Here is an 18,600-nt window from a genome sequence, read left to right as displayed (position 1 = left end):
AAGAATGGACGATAGTAAATTTAAATTCTCAGATAGAGCATTTTGATTTTACGGATTGGAATTTAGAAAATATGGAAAATTTTAAGATGATTGCCAAGACCTTTTTTGGTTTTGAAGAGATATTAGCCAAAGAGTTATTGCTTTTAGGCGCACAGGATGTGGAACAGGGCGTGCGTATGGTGAGCTTTGTTGGTGATAAGGGATTTATGTACAAGGCCAATCTGGCGTTGCGTACGGCATTGAAAATCCTAAAACCGATTTATTACTTCCGTGCCAATAATGAGCAGGGATTGTACAAAGGGATTTCCGGGATTGACTGGTCGAAATACCTGAATGCCAACCAGACTTTTGTAATTGATACAACGGTGCATTCGGATTATTTCAAACATACCCAGTTTGTATCCCAGAAAAGTAAAGATGCTATTGTAGACCAGTTTCGAAACCGTACCGGGCAACGCCCGAGTGTGGACAAAGACTTCCCGGATCTTAGGATTAACATCCATATTGACAAAGACCAGGTTTCTGTCGCATTAGATACTTCTGGAAACTCCCTGCATCAGCGTGGCTACAGGACGGCGACCAATATTGCACCAATCAACGAAGTGCTGGCAGCCGGTATGATTTTGCTTTCCGGTTGGGAAGGACAGGGTGATTTCCTGGATCCGATGTGTGGATCCGGTACATTGTTGGCGGAAGCTGCGATGATCGCCTGTAATATCCCGGCAAACCTGAACCGTAAGGAATTTGCTTTTGAGAAATGGAACGACTGGGATAATGACCTTTTTGACCAGATTATCGACTCCCTGATGAAAAGAGTGCGTGAGTTTCATTATACCATTCAGGGATATGATAAAGCACCTTCGGCAGTGGCCAAAGCAAAAGATAATATCCGAAATGCCAATCTTGATGAATATATAAAAATTGAGCAGCGTGATTTTTTTACTACGGAAAAAGAAACTAAAGGGCCGTTACACATGGTATTCAATCCTCCGTATGGCGAGCGTCTGGATATACAGATGGAACAGTTTTATGGTAACATAGGCGATACGCTGAAAAAGAACTATCCGGGAACAAACGCCTGGTTTATTACAGCGAACCTGGATGCTTTGAAATTTGTAGGACTGAAGCCTTCCCGAAAAATAAAACTATTTAACGGTAGCCTCGAAGCCCGATTGGTGAAGTATGAAATGTATGAAGGTAGCAAGAGAACCAAATTCCAGGACAGGGGAGAAGAAGCAACCGATACGACCAACGAATAATACCAGCGCAGATGAGTTTAAAAACAAAAGCCTTTATTTACCAGCTATTGAGTTTTGCGGTGCTGTTTATCGCAGCACGTTATATCATTGCGGTATACACACACCTTAATGGTATTTGGATCCCGCTTACCGCTTTTGTGGTGAGTACTATATTATCACCACAATTTAAAGCACTACAGACCCGCGATGGGGAAGCCATTTTCATGAAATGGATTTTCCTGAAAGGGGTACGGAAATTATAATAAACCGAAAAGGCTGTCTTCCAAAGGCAGCCTTTTTTATTAGATCACAATATAGTCCACTTGTTCCTGATTCTTAGAAAATAGATGTACTTATAAATAAATAACCCTCCTGGTTTGAAGGATCAGGAGGGTTGTTTTTTATTTTGCTTTCGGTGCTTTCGGATCCGGAATGATGATTGGTTTGCTTTTGGCTTTCTTATATAAAGGAATCATATACGAAACGGTATAATTGAAACCAACACCAAAACTTCCGTCATAGGTTTTATTAAATCCAGGGATATAGAGGTTTTCAAAATTCTCCGGTTTCTTGTCGGTAATGAGATAGTTTAACCGGGCGCTAAAGCCAATATAGATGTTATTGTAGACCTTCGCCTTTACTCCGGCGACAAACTCGACCCAGTGGGCAGAAAGACCACTGAATTCCTTGTTGGGATAAACAGTCGTATTGTCCAGTAAATTAGGCTGTGTCGGTTGTGCGATGTTATCCGGATTGGTATGAGCTGTATTGTAATAAATAGAATAGCTGTTCAGGTTTTGACTGAAATTGGAATAGCCATATCGAAAACCGGTAAAGATCATGTTTTCCATATCCAGCCAGTTCTCGTAGGTATTCAGGTCGATACCAATGCGGATGTATTGTCCTTTGGTCGTGAAATCCAATTGTTCGTCGACTGTGTTTTTATTCTCCGTCCCGATTTCTGCGGCAGCGTACATCTTTTTGGTCAGGCGGTAATCCCCAACGATTTCAAAACCTTTATAATCTTTGTCATAAAGGGAACGGGACAATTTTTGCAAATCGGCACCTATACGTAGACCATAGCGTTCGAGAGGAACCGGAATCGTATCAGCAGCTGTTGTTGTTTTCTTGCTTTGTGCCTGAAGGGATGAAAACCCCACGATCAGCAGGCCGCTAATAAAGTATCTTAACATGGGCTGCAGTTTCATTGATGATTTCCCGATTGATTACGGTAATGTTTTTGATCCATGGGTTTAGAGGTGTGCCAATAGAATCGGTTGGGACAATCGGATCCGGGCTGAGCCTGAAATTAGATTTATACCCACAGGCTCTTGATACAAACAGGTCCTCCTTACTGTATTTAAACTCGACGATATCATTGGTGATGATGGTGTCGTTTAATACCACATAGGTGAGGAAAAGATGGTATTTGGTTGATTCCGAATTGGGTCGCAGTGGAATACCGATCGAATCCAGATTGGTAAAAACGAGCTTATTCGGATTGTTGTAGGCATTGCCATCCAAAACCACCTGAAGCTTGACAAATCGTTTTGGCACCGATGGATTATCATTATCATAAAAAGTGACCACCATTTTTGGGGTGGTATCTTCGGTACAGATATCATCCTTCTCACAACTCCAATAGATTATTGGGATTGCAATAAGCAACAGTGCTATAACTATTTTTTTCATCAGCTTTACAGGTATAAAATTACAGGGTAACAATTAGCGTTTTTCCAACAGGACTACGTTTTCCACATGATGTGTTTGCGGGAACATATCTACCGGGCGTACACGGGATACTTTGTAATGCTCATCCATCAGGGCCAGGTCACGGGCTTGTGTCGCTGAATTACAGCTTACATAAACGATCTTTTCCGGGCTGATTTTCAGGATTTGCTCAATGACGTCTTTGTGCATCCCATCTCTCGGCGGATCGGTAATGATCACATCCGGATGTCCGTGTTTTGCGATGAAAGCATCATTAAAAACAACTTTCATGTCTCCTACATAAAACTCACAATTAGTAATGCTATTGCGTTCGGCATTCACTTTTGCATCGGCAATCGCTTCAGGAACGGCTTCAACACCAATTACTTTTTTAGCCTTTTTGGATACAAACTGTGCAATAGTACCGGTTCCTGTATACAGATCATACACCACTTCGTTTCCGGTAAGTCCGGCGAAATCACGGGTTATTTTATAAAGTTCGTAAGCCTGCTCTGAGTTTGTTTGGTAAAAAGATTTGGCATTGATACTGAATTTCAACCCTTCCATTTCTTCCAGGATATAATCTCTTCCTTTGTAAAGGATGATATTCTGGTCGTATAAGGTATCATTTGCTTTGCTGTTGACTACATATTGTAGCGAAGTAATTTCCGGAAAACGGCCTGCCAGGAAATCGAGTAACAATTCCCTTTCGGTGGCATTGTCTTCAAAAAACTGGACTACTATCATTATTTCCCCAGTCGAAGCAGTACGAATCATTACAGTTCGCAACAGCCCTTCGTGGTTTCTCGGATTGAAAAAGGTCAGGTTATTTTCATTGGCAAATCTGCGGATCTCATTACGAATGTCATTAGAGGGATCTTCCTGTAAGTAACATTTGTTGATATCCAATATTTTATCCCACATTTTAGGGATATGAAAGCCCAATGCATTTCGGTTGTCTAAAGCATCATCGCTCTGGATTTCCTGTTCTGTCAGCCATCGGGCATTCGAGAATGAAAATTCCATTTTATTGCGATAGAAAAACTGTTTTTCCGATCCTAATATCGGATCAAATTCAGGAAGCGCTACTTTACCAATGCGTTGCAAATGGTTTTTTACTTCATTCTGTTTGTAGAATAATTGCTGAGGGTAGTTCATGTTTTGCCATTTGCAGCCACCACATACGCCAAAATGTTCGCAAACAGGATCGATGCGATGCTCGGAATATTCGTGGAAACGAACGGCTTTTCCTTCATAATAAGCTTTACGCTTCTTAAAAGTTTGTACATCCACTACATCACCCGGAACTACATTAGGTATAAATATTACTTTCCCATCAGGAGCCTTTGCTACTGAAACGCCTTTTGCACCCGCATCAAGGACTTTTACAAAATCAAAAACGATTTTATCTGTATTTTTTCGTGCCATAGCGCAAAAATAAGTTTTTGTTCAGAGTTATGCTCTAATTTATAAAATATTTTCACAAACTTTATAGGAAGAAATTAATGGTGCAGTTTATACACTAAATTTGGATTAACGATCTAAATAATTACAAATTGCGAATTCCTAACCTTTAATTTTTTAAATATTCCCTTTATGCAGTTGTACCATCTTTTATCCAAAATTGGCTTCCTCAAGAAAAGCTATGCTTTTAAATTCCTTTTTATTTCTTTTTTAGGTACCCACATTCCCTTAATAGGCATTATTCTTTTTGTAATCTTCCATGGGAATACCCTGTCTGCGAGTACTATAATTGTTTTTACGTTACTATTAACGCTACTGGCAACAGCCATCACACTTTATTTCCTAAAAGGATTGATGTATCCGATCGAACTGGTTTCAAAAGCATTACATGGTTATCAGCAAAGCCGCATGATTCCAAATTTGCCATTGCACTATAGTGACGAAGCAGGATTTTTGATGAAAAACTTCCAGCTGGCTATTGAGGCTAACGAAACTAATTTAAAAGACAAGCAGGACCTGATTTATCTCTTGTCCCATGATATGAAAAACTATGCAGATAATCCCGGTTATCTGGCCCAGTTGATACTGGAGGAAGAGCCTGCTGAGGCTATAGTAGAATATTCCCAGCTTATTTTGGAATCAACCCAACAGCAGAAAAAATTTCTGCAAACGTTTATCACTTTATTGCGGCAGGAAGAAGAATTGGCAGAAGCACCGATGGCGGATCATGATGCCGATATCCGCGCTGTTTTGGACCGTTTGCAGCAACAGGTAAAAACGAAAATAAAAAACAAAAAATTAAAGTTTACCATTACAATGCCCACCGATGTGGTACACTTTAAAATAAATGAGGACTTGCTGTTGCGGGTTTTAGTCAACCTGGTGGATAATGCTATTAAATTCTCCTACGTCTCAGGTGTGATTGATCTTATAGTCAGTAAGGATACTATTTCTGTGCGGGATTATGGAACAGGATTTGTCCTGGCAGAGAAAGAAGCTATTTTTAGGAAATTCACTGTTGCCGGGCGTTCCGGAACACGAAATGAAGCCTCTACAGGTATTGGATTGTACCTTTGCCGCAAAATCATTGAGAAATACCAGGCAAAGCTGATTGGTGATAGTGAGGGCAAAGACAAAGGAGCTGTATTTACGATCCTCTTTTAATTTTTGTGGTGTTAAACTTTATAAAATGAAGCCGCATTTCCGGGCTTTAATGCGTAATTTCAAAGAATTAAACCAAAAAATTAAAACTTATGAAACGTAGTGCAACAGCAGTCTGGAATGGTTCATTGAAAGAAGGCCATGGAAAAATCAGTACAGAAAGTAACGTATTAAACAACACACAATATTCGTACAAGACCCGATTTGAACATGGTCATGGTACCAATCCGGAAGAACTTATCGGGGCTGCACATGCTGGATGTTTTACCATGCAGTTAACCGCCTATCTGGTAGAAGAAGGCTGTACCGTAGATTCTATAGAGACCAAATGTGACATCGATTTTCAGGATGGAAGTGTAGTAGGGTCTTATCTTTCGATCGTAGCAAAAGTAAATGCAATTACTACAGACAGGTTCCAGGCATTGGTTACAAAGGCTGAGCAAACCTGCCCGATATCGCGATTGCTTAATACTAAAATTACTTCCAATGCTACTCTAGTGTTGGCCTAAAAATAATTACATCGTGTATAAAAGCCTCATTTCAATACTTTTTGATTTGAGGTTTTTTTATATTGTGTATATTAGCTTTCAATTACACTTTGCTATGAAGAACAAAAAGACATTCATCAGTGATATTACGGGTAAAGAATATCCTGAATCCCAGAAAATATCAGCTGCCGTAATCCGTAATCCTATCCTAACACTGATACAGAAAGATTTTCCGGATTTTAATAATACGATGAGTATTTCAATGACAGAGATGAATTTGTATCGGGAAAAATACATTTCCGATTATCTTTCGAAAGAGGTGAGTGAATTGACAAGCCTGGAATCTACCGTCCTGGATTCCTTACATTCCGATGAGTCTCTGGTTAGCAAGGTAGAAGATGAGCCGGGTGATTTTACCTTTGGGCAGCGTATTGCCGATAAGGTGGCTACATTTGGCGGAAGCTGGACATTTATCATTTCCTTTTCCGTATTCATATTATTTTGGATTTGTGCTAATATTATCGCCCTGGCAGACAAAGGCTTTGATCCTTATCCTTTTATCTTACTGAATCTAATACTATCCTGTCTCGCAGCTTTACAGGCTCCGGTTATTATGATGAGCCAGAACCGTCAGGAAGAAAAAGACCGTGACCGTGCTAAAAAAGATTATATGATCAATTTAAAATCAGAGCTGGAAATCCGGATGCTGCATGAAAAGCTGGATCACCTGATTTTGCACCAGCAACAGGAACTGATCGAGATACAACGCGTTCAGATCGAGATGATGAATGATATATTGACCAGTGTCAAGACTAAAACGCATTAAATGAAATCATACATCGCCTTGCTGCGCGGTATCAATGTAAGCGGGCAAAAAATGATTAAAATGGCCGACCTGAAAGTTGTGCTGGAAGCCAATGGATTTCAAAACGTGGCTACCTACATTCAAAGTGGTAATATTATTTTTGATGCTCCCGAAACTTTGGAAAACGAATTAGCGCTCCGATTGTCGAAAGTCATAGCAGACCACTATCATTTTTCTGTCCCGGTTCTACTGTTAGACCAGGATGCACTCCTATCAATTATAGCCAATAATCCTTTTTTGACAGCCACTGATGTGGAGTTAAAACAACTCTATGTTGCTTTTTTATCCGATACTCCCTTAGCGGCAGCCACTGCGGTATTACAATCTGCAGCTATAGCTCCTGATCTGTTTTCGATTGATGGGAAAACAGTGTACATCCGGTATCTTACCAGTGCCGGCGTATCAAAATTGACCAATAAACGGATCGAAAACAAACTGCAATGTGATAGTACGATGCGGAATTGGAAGATGACAGTTACATTATCAGAAATGTTATCAAAAAGGCTATTGGAAGCAGAATAGTATCAAATTCCTAAAAAGAGTCCCTGAAATTTAGTAATTTGCAGCCTTATTGGATGATTTCTCTCCACAAGAAGGAATTCTCAGTTATCGAATAAAAAAAATATCAGAATGTCAGTTTTAGAAAAAATCGGTTCAGAAGAAGCCATTGCTTTGGAAAACAAATACGGAGCGCACAATTATCATCCGCTACCGGTGGTTTTAAGCAAAGGTGAAGGGGTATATGTGTGGGATGTAGATGGGAAAAAATATTATGATTTTCTTTCCGCTTATTCTGCTGTAAACCAAGGGCATTGCCATCCTAAGATTATAGGAGCTATGATGGAACAGGCGCAGCAACTTACTTTAACGTCCAGGGCGTTTTATAACGATAAACTGGGTAAATACGAGGAAGTCGTGACCAAATTATTTGGATTCGATAAAGTGCTTCCAATGAATACTGGTGCTGAAGCAGTTGAGACAGCCATTAAAATCTGTCGTAAATGGGCGTATGAAAAAAAGGGTATTGCCGAAAAAGCAGCACAGATCATCGTTTGTGAAAATAATTTCCACGGCAGGACTACTACTATAATCTCCTTTTCAAATGACGAGAATGCCAAGAAAAATTTCGGGCCATTTACAGCAGGATTTATTCCGATTGCTTATGATGACCTTGAAGCATTGGAAAAGGTACTAAAAGAAAATAAAAATTGTGCAGGATTCCTGGTTGAGCCTATTCAGGGTGAAGCTGGAGTTTATGTCCCATCGGAAGGATACCTGAAAAAAGCCAAAGCGCTTTGTGAAGCCCATAATGTGCTTTTCATTGCTGATGAAGTACAAACAGGGATTGCAAGAACAGGGAAATTATTAGCGGTACATCATGAAGAGGTACAGCCTGATATCCTTATTTTAGGAAAAGCATTATCCGGGGGGGCTTATCCAGTATCTGCTGTTTTGGCGAACGATGCGATAATGAATGTGATATTACCGGGGCAGCATGGTTCTACTTTTGGTGGGAATCCGGTTGCAGCAGCAGTGGCTATTGCAGCATTGGCAGTAGTAGAGGAAGAGCATTTGGCAGAAAATGCTGAAAAGCTCGGAATCCTGTTCCGTGAAAAACTAAATGATTATATTAAAGAAAGCAACAGTCGCATTGCTACTTTAGTTCGCGGTAAAGGTTTGCTGAATGCCGTTTTGATCAACGATACAGAGGAAAGCGATACCGCCTGGAATATCTGTCTGGCATTGCGTGATAATGGGCTGTTGGCGAAACCAACACATGGTAATATTATCCGTTTTGCACCGCCATTGGTGATGACAGAGGAGCAACTTTTGGATTGTGTCCGTATCATCATTACGACTTTGAAAACATTTGAATAGAAGACAATAAAAAATCCGCCCTAAGGCGGATTTTTTTATAACTGTATATCAGGATTATTGGTTTTGCTGCATTTTTTCAATCCAGTTCTGTTGCATTTCCATCATGCCTTCCTGACCGATTGCTACATAGAAGTAAATAGTCACTATCAGGTAAATAGCACTAAGTACAATACCGATAATTGCTAATATCTTTCCAGTGCTGATATTTTTGAAACCATCATATTGTTCCGGGTTTTCCATGTATAGCTTCGTGTCTTTTTTGGCAAGTACAAGGGCAATTATACCCAGTGCCAATCCTAAGACTCCATAGCAGCAGCAGGTAGGGATTGATAGTATTCCTAAAATTAATACCGCAGTACTGTTGGGTAATTTTTGTTTGTCCATAATAAATTTTTCCATGGTTTGTTTTTTAGTTAAGGTTTAGTTTTGGTTATATAAAGAACATTTTATACGTGTAAGCCATCACCATTGCAATGCCATTAAGTACAGCAGATCCAATGATGAGGTTATGGTAACTCCGGCTTTTATCTATAAAACTGAGGCCGAGGACACCAAAAAATAGAAGAAGGGTATAAATGGGGGGATACATGTGGAAAGCAGCCGAGAAATCGCCCCTGATAATTAATAGGAAGGAGCGTTGTATACCACAACCCATACAATCCACTCCGAAGAGTTTTTTGTTCATGCAGGGTATCATATAGTATTCTAATGCCATCTTTTCTTAAATTTTTGCAGTACAATTATACAAAAAAAGAAATTATTATTTCTATAAAGTATATTGTTTTAAAGTTTCTTAAATTTGAAAACAATTAGATCTTAAAATCAAAATGAAAAAAATATTTATCCCGATGATGGTAATTGCCGGCGGTGCAGCAATTTATGAACAGAGCAAAGAACATGCGAATATCTGGATACAAATAGGCGCTTTGGTGGTTTTTATGTATGGTATGATGCGCCTGAGTGCCGCAACCCCAAGTAAGAATATTGAAAATGACCAGGATGATGTTTACTAAAGGTGATAAAGTAACCGTTTTGGATGATGCTATAAATGGTGTTGTCGTTAAAGTAACCATAGAGGTGATCACTATAGAAACGGATGATGGTTTTGAATTGGACTTTAAGCCCAAAGAACTCATTCACATGGGGAACACTGCTGATTTTGCGAATAGTATAGGAAGGCAGAATATTCATGAGATCCGTAAAGAAAAAGAAGAGCCTAAAAAAAGAAGTTTTGTCAAAGAGAAAAAATCTACCCGCGATGAATTTGTACTGGAAGTAGACCTTCATATCGAAAAGCTGGTTCCAAACAAACGCGGAATGTCGAATTATGATATCCTAACGTTGCAAACGGAAACGGCGCAACGGCAGATTGAATTTGCGATCAAAAATCGAATGCCTAAGATTGTTTTTATCCATGGTGTGGGCGAAGGGATATTAAAAGCAGAACTGGATTTCCTTTTCGGGCGGTATGATAATATTATCTTTCAGGATGCCAATTACCAAAAATATGGTATTGGTGCCACAGAGGTAATCATAAAGCAAAATGTGAAATAGAGAATTGTAATCGTTCTGTCCGTATAAAGCATAAAAAAACTCAGTACAATCAAGTACTGAGTTTTTTTGTTTTTGATCTGAAGCTTTTACAAGTTCACATTGTAGACCCCCAGGATATAATCGGCCTGTGGTATTGGGAAATTGGTTAGTGCATTTTCAAAAGTAACATTCTTTAAGGTCACTGTGTGGCTGTATCCTGCAATCTGATTGTTATTCATAAATGCGGTAGTGACCACCTGTATGATTCCATTGGTATTACCCGCTATATTATTCTGGGCATACCATTCATCCTTTACGGTAGGGCTCACGGGTGGGATATTGGCACAGAAATAACTGGTACCCGGGCTGGCGTTAAAGATACGGTAGGCAACACGGTTGGTCGCGTTAATTGGTTGTGTCCTGGTTCCTACAGTATTTGGGAATAGGGCCGCACTGGATTCCGGTAGCAGGATAATTGCCAGTGTCGTTTTGGAAACAAAAAGCAATTCCTTGGATGGGCATTTTGTAATCACGGCCGGATCAACATTATTGGGGCTGAAATTAAAACGTACATTATAAGGAGTAGAGAACGAACCAAAGTCCATTGTGCTGATTACCTGTTGTTGTTCCCCTTTGGTAAAGGTGATATTTTGTAAAATAATCTGGTGATCGTATTTTGTAATTATAGAATCTCCAACTGCTGGTGTCGAGGTATCATCTGTGAGTACCGGTTTAGAGGTAATGTATGCCGTTGCCGTTCCGCTCCATTCTTCGTTGATGGCCGGTGCTGCAGTAGCAGAGGAACAGAATCCTGCAGGAGTACTCGCATATACCCTGTAAATTAATTCCCCTGCCTGTAATACACGGGTTCTTGGTACACCATCTTCCGTTTTTTGGTTTCTATAAAAGCTGGAAGGGATATTCAGTATAATGGCTTCATTGCCACTGATTTTATAAAGCAGTTGTTTCGGATCGGCCACTGTAGCATCCAGGGGACAACTTTGTACCGTATCAGTACCGGAAAAGCTAAATGAACTCACAGTAAGGTCACCATCATCACAGCCATTCAACAATACTAAGAATACAAAAAGGCCTAAAAATTTTTTCATCACAATTTAATTTGAAACAAAAATAACTTTTTTTATCAATTTTAATTCCCAAATAAAAAAAAACACGGATAAATCCACTTGAATTATTATATTTGGATGTTCTTAAAAAAAGCATAATAAAGGTGAGGAAATTTATTATTCTTAATTTATAGGTACGTAATTTATATTCTGCATAATTTCTATGCCGATTCTTTATATATCCTAATTTCCAGAAATGAAAAAGATTTTATTTTTTTTAGTCCTCACAGCTACCCAGATTATCCATTCTCAAGTGTTGGTATCCCCTTCCAAATCCGTACAGGCTACTTTTCGCCTCACTGCTTCCGGGCAACCGGTTTATGCCGTTTCGTATAAGGATAAGGCGATTATTACCAAAAGTGCCTTAGGATTTGAATTGAAAGACCTTCCCGCTTTACAGGATAATTTTGAAGTGGTGTCTACCGCTACCCGTTCGTTTTCTGAAAACTGGAAACCGGTACTCGGAGAAGTCGCTTCGATCAAAAACGAATACAATGAATTAAAAGTTTTCCTGCGGCATAAATCGGATAACAAGCTACTGAATATTGTTTTTAGGGCTTTTGACGAGGGAATTGCTTTCCGTTATGAATTTCCAAAACAGGACAACCTGAATTTCTTCGTTGTTAAAAATGAACTTACGGCCTTCAACCTGACCGGAGATCATAAGACGTTTTGGATTCCGGGGGATTATGACAGTAATGAATATGTATACCTCGAAACTCCTATTTCCGGGATTGATGTTGCCAAAGTAGATACGGATAACGGTATCGGAGCACCGGGAAGGCTTGAAAAATACAGGGTTCAGACGCCTTTGATGATGAAGTCGAAAGAGGGGATTTACATTAATATATTTGAAGCGGCTGCCATTAACTACCCGGTGCTGCACCTGGATACTGATGTGAAAAACAACAGCTTCAAGGCCAATCTGGCACCGAATGCTATTGGGGACAAAGCCTACCTGCAAACCGGATTTGTATCACCCTGGCGTACCATCATGGTGAGCAATGATGCCCGTGATATTGTGGCTTCTAAAATGATACTGAACCTGAATGAGCCTTCAAAATTAGAAGATACCTCCTGGATCAGACCGATGAAATATGTAGGGATCTGGTGGGAAATGCACGTGAATCGCGGCACCTGGAATTATGCCGATAAATATGAAACTGATGTAAATAAACTGATCCCCAATGGCAAACATTCTGCGACAACTGCCAATACCAAACACTATATTGATTTTGCTGCTAAAAACGGTTTTGATGGGGTCTTGATTGAAGGCTGGAATACCGGCTGGGAAGAATGGACCGGAAACTGGAAAGAAGAAGTATTTGATTTTACAACAGCCTATCCTGATTTTGATGTTAAAGCTTTAGAATCCTATGCAAAATCTAAAAATGTAAAACTGATCATGCACCATGAAACAGCAGGTTCGGTCGCAAATTATGAGCGTCGCCTGGACCGGGCTTTTACCTTTATGAAAGACAATGGTTACGATGCTGTAAAAACAGGATATGTAGGTAAAATCATCCCGAGAGGGGAATGGCATGACGGGCAAACGATGGTAAATCACTTCAATTATGTACCACAACGTGCTGCCGAGTATAAAATCATGGTGAATTCACATGAATCGGTACGCCCAACAGGTGTTTCGCGTACGTGGCCGAATTATATCGCAGCCGAGGCTGCCCGTGGAAATGAATTTAATGGCTGGAGCGTGGGAAATCCACCAGCACATGAAACAATACTGCCCTTTACCAGGCTTTTGGGCGGCCCTATGGATTATACTCCTGGGATCTTTGAGATCAAAATGAGTTATTATGATCCGAAGAAAACAGAACAGGTACATACAACACTGGCAAAACAACTGGCATTGTATGTTACGATTTACAGTCCGTTGCAAATGGCGGCAGATCTTCCGGAGAACTATGAACGTTATGCAGATGCTTTTCAATTTATCAAAGATGTGGCATTAGACTGGGATGATACAAAAGTACTGGAAGCAGAACCGGGAGATTACATCACTATTGCACGAAAAGCAAAAGGAAAAGAGCAATGGTTCCTGGGGGCTATTACCGATGAGCAGGCACGCGAAACGACCCTAAAATTAGACTTCCTGACTCCTGGGAAAAAATACCAGGCGATCGTATATGAAGATGGCCCTGCAGCTGATTGGGAGAAAAATCCGATATCATACAAAATTCGTAAACTGACAGTAACTTCAAAAAGCAAACTGAACCTGAAACTGGCCGCTGGTGGTGGAGCTGCGGTAAGTTTCTTTCCCTTATAACCTTAACTTTCCTAATTATTTTAAAACCAATTATGTATAACAACGAAACCAAAACCAATTATCCTGCGCTTTATACGCTGATTACGGTGTTTTTCTTCTGGGGATTCATCGGAGCTTCGAATGGGGTGTTCATCCCTTTTTGTAAAGCGAAATTTGGACTGGATCAATTCCAGAGCCAGCTGATCGATTTTGCCTTTTATGGGGCTTACTATCTGGGCGCTTTACTATTATTTGCATTCAGCAGCTTTATCAAGAAAGACATCCTGAATGCCTGGGGATTTAAACAGGGAATCATCAACGGCTTGCTGATTAGTGCTGTAGGTGCAGCAGCAATGATTTTTGCCGTAAGCCAGGGGAATTATTATATGATCCTGGGGGCTTTATTTATTGTAGCCCTTGGGTTTTCATTACAGCAAACCTCAGCACAGCCTTTTGCAGCGTCTTTAGGCCCGGCACATACAGCATCAAACCGACTGAACCTTGCTGGAGGGATCAACTCTTTTGGAACCACCATCGGGCCGATTGTAGTTTCAATTGCACTATTTGGAGTGGCGACAGGTGTAAATATTGAAGAATTTGCACAAAAAGCAGATTCGTTAGACAAAATGGAGATCCTGTATGTTTTTGTAGGGGCGTTGTTCCTTATTGCAGCGGGATTATTCTTTTTCTCTAAAAAGCTTCCTGCCGGTAAATTGCCAGCTACGTTTGAGCCCGCTAAAAAAGCACTTAATACCTTACTGATCATTACTGCAGCACTGATTGTCATCTTTGCTTATATCTTCTCCCGTTATGAAGATCCGGAGTTTGTGACCCGTTTTATCGAAAACAAGGAAAAAGATTATTTAGGGCTTGGCCTTACCATATCAACGTTATTAATCATTGTCCTGGGCTTATTGTTTGCCAATACTGCCGCACGTAAGAGCCCGGAAGGATGGGGAGCGATGCGGTATCCACAACTGGTATTGGGGATGCTGGGTATCTTTACCTATGTTGGGGTAGAAGTAACGATCCAGAGTAACCTGGGGGAATTATTGGGGACTGATGCTTTTGGAAATATCACCGGATCGGCTATCGCACCTTTTATTTCCATGTATTGGGGAAGTATGATGATCGGTCGATGGGCGGGTGCTATAACGGTATTTAACCCTTCGAATTCATTACGAAAAATATTACTGATTATAGTGCCTTATATCGCATTTGGTGTGGTGTTGGCAGCAAATGCTATTTCAGGGCAGGATATTACGCCATTGTATGCGTATGCAGGACTTATCCTGATACAAATTGGTGGTTTCTTCCTGGGCCAGGACCGTCCGGCAAAAACATTGATGATCTTCGGTATTTTAGGGATGATTTCTATGCTAATCGGTTTGGCTACTACAGGAACTACTGCAATTTATGCTTTTATGAGTGGCGGATTATTCTGTAGTATTATGTGGCCTGCCATTTTCTCTTTAGGCATTGCCGGTATCGGAAAATATACCTCACAAGGTTCTGCCCTGATGGTTATGATGATCCTGGGTGGCGGAATTATACCACCGCTTCAGGGGAAAATATCTGATATCATCGGAATTCATGAATCCTACTTTATTCCGGTATTGTGTTTTGCTTACCTGGCCTTTTATGGTTGGAAAGTAATCCGAATATTGAAAGAACAGGGAATCGATCATGAAATAGAAGTAGGTGCAGGACACTAAATGTAAGATGTGGAAGGTAGGAAACTGCTCCAGACGAATTATTATAATATTTTATAAAACCGGACAACTGTCCGGTTTTTTTGTGGGATGGAATTCCCTGGATCCAAAAGGCGGAAGCAGCAAACTTTTTAGTAATTTTGCTGCGATGAAAAAAGTATATTTAGACAATGCCTCAACCACAGCCTTACGGCCGGAGGTAATTGGTACAATGACCCGGGTTTTAGAGGAAGATTATGGTAATCCTTCTTCCACACATAGTTTTGGAAGAACGGCTAAAGTGATACTGGAGACTTCCCGAAAGACCATTGCTAAATTAGTGGGGGCGGCTTCCCAGGAAATTATATTTACTTCCGGGGGCACCGAAGCCAACAACTGGATCCTGAATAGTGCTGTAAAAGATCTCAAGGTGACCCGTATTATCTCCAGTCGCATTGAGCACCATGCAGTGCTGCATCCACTGGAAGTATTGGAGCGCGAAGGAAAGGTAAAAGTGGCTTATGTCGACCTGAAACCGAATGGTGAAATCAACCTGACCCACCTGACGGCTTTACTGAGCGACAATATCCCGACGCTGGTGAGCTTAATGCATGTGAATAATGAAACCGGAACGGTACTCGACCTGGCACTTACCGGGCGTATCTGCCACCAGTACAATGCCTATTTTCATTCTGATACCGTACAGTCTGTTGGGAAATTCCCTTTTGACCTTCATAACCTGCCGGTTGATTTTATCGTAGCGAGTGCTCATAAATTCCATGGGCCAAAAGGGATCGGTTTTGTGTACATTAATAAAAAAGCGAACATACAGCCGATGTTATTTGGAGGGGAACAGGAAAAAGGATTGCGGCCGGGAACGGAAGCACTGCACAATATTGCCGGAATGGCAAAAGCATTGGAGTTGTCCTATTCGGCATTAGCCATAGAAAAAGAAGCTATTGGGGATTTAAAAGAGTACCTGAAAGCACAAGTAGGGCTGCATTTTCCAGGAAGCACAATTAACGGTGAACATGCGGATTCTTTTTATAATATTATCAATATATTGTTTCCCTTTTCAGCAGAGAAAACGGCCATGATTTTATTCCACCTGGATATGAAAGGTATTGCTGTATCCCGCGGAAGCGCCTGTCAGTCAGGAAGCATTCGTCCGTCACATGTGCTCAAAGAAATTTTAAGCGAAGAGGATCTTAAAAAACCATCATTGCGGATCTCATTCAGCCATTACAATACACGTGAAGACATCGATTTGCTGATTACGGCCTTACAAAGTATTGCATAGCGAGTACCATATTAAAAACCAGAAAGCCGCCTGAAGTACATCAGGCGGCTTTCTGGTTTTACAGATTCTATAAAGACGATTTATAAAAACATTCCCCCGGAAGCCTCAATACGCTGTGCATTGACCCATTTGGCATCATCACTGCATAAGAAAGCAACAACGCCTCCGATATCATCCGGACGGCCCACACGGCCTAACGCAGTTTGGGAAGCAATAAAGGCATTAACTTCAGCATTATCCCGTACTACGCCACCGCCAAAATCGGTTTCGATGGCACCAGGCGCTACGCTATTCACCCGAATCCCTCTGGGTCCAAGTTCTTTTGCTAAATATTTTGTCAGGGTTTCTACAGCACCTTTCATCCCGGCATATGCGGCATATCCCGGAAGGCTGAAACGTGCCAGTCCTGTGGAAAGGTTAACGATCCCACCGCCGTCGGCCAATATGGGTAATGCTTTCTGTGTCAGGAAAAATACTCCTTTGTATTGGATATTTACCAGGGTGTCAAACTGTTCTTCGGTTGTTTCTGCAAAAGAGGCGTGAATACCAATTCCGGCATTATTGACCAGGTAATCGATTTTATCAGCACCAAAATCGGATTGCAGAGCAGCTTTGACTTCGGTAATAAAACCATCAAAACTTTTACTATTGGCAGTGTCCAGTTGTAATGCTGTAGCTTTCTGCCCGATTTTGCGGATTTCTGCTACCACCTCCAGTGCCTCTTCTTTTTTACTGTGGTAGGTAAGGAGTACATCCAGTCCTTTTTGGGCGAGGCTAAGCGCCATGTTTTTTCCTAATCCGCGGCTTCCGCCAGTAACTAATGCAATTTTAGTAGGTTTCATATTTACTGTTTTTTAGATTATCATTATGAACAGGACAAAGGTAATGGGAGCAATTGCCTCAAAAATGGTGTACTCTTCAGTATTTTATAGCATGACCTGGCTTTTTTTACGGTATTGCAAGGGGGTGTTCCCGGCCATGCCTTTAAAGAATTTGGTAAAATTGGCGGGCTCTTCATAACCGAACTTTAGCGCAATGTCGGCAATAGGAAGCGGTGTTTCTTCCAGTAATTGCTGCGCTTCCAATAGAATGCGTTCTTCCATAAATTCGCAGGGTGATTTTCCGGTGGTCAGTTTTATAGTATTGGTAAGATGCCGGGGGTGGATGAATAAACGGGCCGCAAAAGTACTGGCTCCAAAACGGGAACGATCGCGTCCTTCCATCAGGTCGTGGATGTGCTTTTCCATTATTGCCAGAAAATCTGCTGTAATCTCATCTTTCCGGTTTAATATTTTTTTGGGTACAGGCATAAAATGGATAAGGAGGTGAAACAATACCTCTAAAGTACGTAATTTTTGCAATCCCTACTTGCCATAGTCTCATTTTACATTTACTATATTTGCAGCGGTCACCAAAATGAAAACAGCATGGGACGACGTAATGAAACCAATCGGCTGGCCCACAAGAAAAAAGTGGACCAGAAGAAAAGCCGGGAAAAAGAGGCAGAACAACTGCGCAAAGAGAAGTTAAAACAGATCCAGGCAAAATTTAATACACTAGACTCCGAAATAAAAGAATAACTATGGAAAATGCCAATGCCCTTATTAAATTAAAGAATACGGTACAGGAAATTATCGACCTGATTGCTAAAAAAGAATATGCGGAAGCGACAATCAAACTGGAAGACGCAGGGGAAGACCTGGACAGTATCATGGATCATGCTGATGATGATGCCGATTTGGTGGAAATCAGCCATTACCAGGTATTGCTGAACCAATTGTATCAAAAGATCCATACTCCCGAAGCATAATCAGAGGTATGGAGACTGATCCAACATGTTATTGAGGTTCCGGACGTTCATTCAAAGAATGTTGCAGCCCTT

The 18,600-nt window shown here is 40.8% G+C and carries 22 protein-coding genes; 14 read left to right on the top strand and 8 right to left on the bottom strand.

The window, feature by feature from the left end:
• Window positions 1–71 precede the first annotated feature (71 nt).
• Window positions 72–1,259 (top strand): THUMP domain-containing class I SAM-dependent RNA methyltransferase, encoded by a 1,188-nt coding sequence (locus tag FK004_RS15615; RefSeq protein ID WP_108738092.1) that lies wholly within the window; start codon window positions 72–74, stop codon window positions 1,257–1,259.
• Window positions 1,260–1,270: 11 nt separating this feature from the next.
• Window positions 1,271–1,501: a hypothetical protein gene (locus FK004_RS15610; RefSeq protein WP_108738091.1), complete on the top strand. Its 231-nt coding sequence runs from the start codon at window positions 1,271–1,273 to the stop codon at window positions 1,499–1,501.
• 138 nt (window positions 1,502–1,639) lie between these two features.
• Here FK004_RS15610 and FK004_RS15605 read toward each other — a convergent pair whose 3' ends face one another.
• Genes FK004_RS15605 through rlmD form a run of 3 tightly spaced genes read right to left on the bottom strand, consistent with a single transcriptional unit; the run spans window position 1,640 to window position 4,376 of the window.
• Window positions 1,640–2,431: a DUF6048 family protein gene (locus FK004_RS15605; protein WP_108738090.1), complete on the bottom strand. Its 792-nt coding sequence runs from the start codon at window positions 2,429–2,431 to the stop codon at window positions 1,640–1,642.
• Window positions 2,412–2,930: a DUF6452 family protein gene (locus FK004_RS15600; RefSeq protein ID WP_108738089.1), complete on the bottom strand. Its 519-nt coding sequence runs from the start codon at window positions 2,928–2,930 to the stop codon at window positions 2,412–2,414. The genes FK004_RS15605 and FK004_RS15600 overlap by 20 nt, the downstream gene beginning before the upstream one ends.
• A gap of 33 nt (window positions 2,931–2,963) precedes the next feature.
• Window positions 2,964–4,376, bottom strand: coding sequence for a 23S rRNA (uracil(1939)-C(5))-methyltransferase RlmD (gene rlmD, locus FK004_RS15595; protein ID WP_108738088.1), 1,413 nt, complete (start codon window positions 4,374–4,376; stop codon window positions 2,964–2,966).
• 168 nt (window positions 4,377–4,544) lie between these two features.
• Between rlmD and FK004_RS15590 the strand changes: the two genes are divergently transcribed.
• From FK004_RS15590 to rocD, 5 genes are all read left to right on the top strand, one after another.
• Window positions 4,545–5,576 carry a sensor histidine kinase gene (locus FK004_RS15590; protein WP_108738087.1) on the top strand — a complete coding sequence of 344 codons (1,032 nt, stop codon included), beginning with the start codon at window positions 4,545–4,547 and terminating at the stop codon, window positions 5,574–5,576.
• 89 nt (window positions 5,577–5,665) lie between these two features.
• Window positions 5,666–6,082 (top strand): OsmC family peroxiredoxin, encoded by a 417-nt coding sequence (locus FK004_RS15585; RefSeq protein ID WP_108738086.1) that lies wholly within the window; start codon window positions 5,666–5,668, stop codon window positions 6,080–6,082.
• A gap of 94 nt (window positions 6,083–6,176) precedes the next feature.
• Entirely contained in the window at window positions 6,177–6,887 is a 711-nt protein-coding gene (locus tag FK004_RS15580) for a DUF1003 domain-containing protein (RefSeq protein ID WP_108738085.1), read from the top strand.
• The gene (locus FK004_RS15575) at window positions 6,888–7,448 is read left to right on the top strand and encodes a DUF1697 domain-containing protein (protein WP_108738084.1); all 561 of its coding nucleotides are present in this window, start codon (window positions 6,888–6,890) and stop codon (window positions 7,446–7,448) included.
• 108 nt (window positions 7,449–7,556) lie between these two features.
• The gene (gene rocD / locus FK004_RS15570; RefSeq protein ID WP_108738083.1) at window positions 7,557–8,804 is read left to right on the top strand and encodes an ornithine--oxo-acid transaminase; all 1,248 of its coding nucleotides are present in this window, start codon (window positions 7,557–7,559) and stop codon (window positions 8,802–8,804) included.
• A 54-nt stretch (window positions 8,805–8,858) separates the two neighbouring features.
• Here rocD and FK004_RS15565 read toward each other — a convergent pair whose 3' ends face one another.
• Both FK004_RS15565 and FK004_RS15560 read right to left on the bottom strand, forming a co-directional pair.
• Window positions 8,859–9,188 carry a CCC motif membrane protein gene (locus FK004_RS15565; protein ID WP_108738875.1) on the bottom strand — a complete coding sequence of 110 codons (330 nt, stop codon included), beginning with the start codon at window positions 9,186–9,188 and terminating at the stop codon, window positions 8,859–8,861.
• 46 nt (window positions 9,189–9,234) lie between these two features.
• Window positions 9,235–9,519 (bottom strand): DUF2752 domain-containing protein, encoded by a 285-nt coding sequence (locus FK004_RS15560; protein WP_108738082.1) that lies wholly within the window; start codon window positions 9,517–9,519, stop codon window positions 9,235–9,237.
• Window positions 9,520–9,631: 112 nt separating this feature from the next.
• Between FK004_RS15560 and FK004_RS15555 the strand changes: the two genes are divergently transcribed.
• Both FK004_RS15555 and FK004_RS15550 read left to right on the top strand, forming a co-directional pair.
• Window positions 9,632–9,817, top strand: a complete 186-nt coding sequence (locus FK004_RS15555) for a hypothetical protein (protein ID WP_108738081.1) — start codon at window positions 9,632–9,634, stop codon at window positions 9,815–9,817.
• A complete protein-coding gene (locus FK004_RS15550) occupies window positions 9,807–10,358 on the top strand; it encodes a Smr/MutS family protein (protein ID WP_108738080.1) in 552 nt (183 codons plus the stop codon). Before FK004_RS15555 ends, FK004_RS15550 begins: the two co-directional genes overlap by 11 nt.
• 86 nt (window positions 10,359–10,444) lie before the next feature.
• Here FK004_RS15550 and FK004_RS15545 read toward each other — a convergent pair whose 3' ends face one another.
• Entirely contained in the window at window positions 10,445–11,446 is a 1,002-nt protein-coding gene (locus FK004_RS15545) for a hypothetical protein (RefSeq protein WP_108738079.1), read from the bottom strand.
• Between the two features lie 214 nt (window positions 11,447–11,660).
• On the opposite strand from FK004_RS15545, the gene FK004_RS15540 reads away from it, so the two are divergent.
• From FK004_RS15540 to FK004_RS15530, 3 genes are all read left to right on the top strand, one after another.
• Entirely contained in the window at window positions 11,661–13,748 is a 2,088-nt protein-coding gene (locus FK004_RS15540) for a glycoside hydrolase family 97 protein (protein ID WP_108738078.1), read from the top strand.
• Window positions 13,749–13,780: 32 nt separating this feature from the next.
• Window positions 13,781–15,442: an MFS transporter gene (locus FK004_RS15535; protein WP_108738077.1), complete on the top strand. Its 1,662-nt coding sequence runs from the start codon at window positions 13,781–13,783 to the stop codon at window positions 15,440–15,442.
• A gap of 145 nt (window positions 15,443–15,587) precedes the next feature.
• A complete protein-coding gene (locus FK004_RS15530) occupies window positions 15,588–16,718 on the top strand; it encodes a cysteine desulfurase family protein (protein WP_108738874.1) in 1,131 nt (376 codons plus the stop codon).
• A gap of 80 nt (window positions 16,719–16,798) precedes the next feature.
• Here FK004_RS15530 and FK004_RS15525 read toward each other — a convergent pair whose 3' ends face one another.
• Both FK004_RS15525 and FK004_RS15520 read right to left on the bottom strand, forming a co-directional pair.
• Window positions 16,799–17,560: an SDR family NAD(P)-dependent oxidoreductase gene (locus tag FK004_RS15525; RefSeq protein WP_108738076.1), complete on the bottom strand. Its 762-nt coding sequence runs from the start codon at window positions 17,558–17,560 to the stop codon at window positions 16,799–16,801.
• An 84-nt stretch (window positions 17,561–17,644) separates the two neighbouring features.
• Window positions 17,645–18,028, bottom strand: a complete 384-nt coding sequence (locus tag FK004_RS15520) for a helix-turn-helix domain-containing protein (protein WP_108738873.1) — start codon at window positions 18,026–18,028, stop codon at window positions 17,645–17,647.
• 117 nt (window positions 18,029–18,145) lie between these two features.
• Here FK004_RS15520 and FK004_RS19340 point away from each other — a divergent pair, with 117 nt between their 5' ends.
• Complete coding sequence (locus FK004_RS19340; protein ID WP_170108564.1) at window positions 18,146–18,298, top strand: hypothetical protein; 153 nt, start codon at window positions 18,146–18,148, stop codon at window positions 18,296–18,298.
• 2 nt (window positions 18,299–18,300) lie between these two features.
• Window positions 18,301–18,528: a hypothetical protein gene (locus FK004_RS15515; protein WP_108738075.1), complete on the top strand. Its 228-nt coding sequence runs from the start codon at window positions 18,301–18,303 to the stop codon at window positions 18,526–18,528.
• Window positions 18,529–18,600: the final 72 nt, after the last annotated feature.

This window comes from Flavobacterium kingsejongi (assembly GCF_003076475.1).
GTDB classification, from domain to species: Bacteria; Bacteroidota; Bacteroidia; order Flavobacteriales; family Flavobacteriaceae; genus Flavobacterium; species Flavobacterium kingsejongi.
This window is presented reverse-complemented; position numbering and strand designations above follow the sequence as displayed.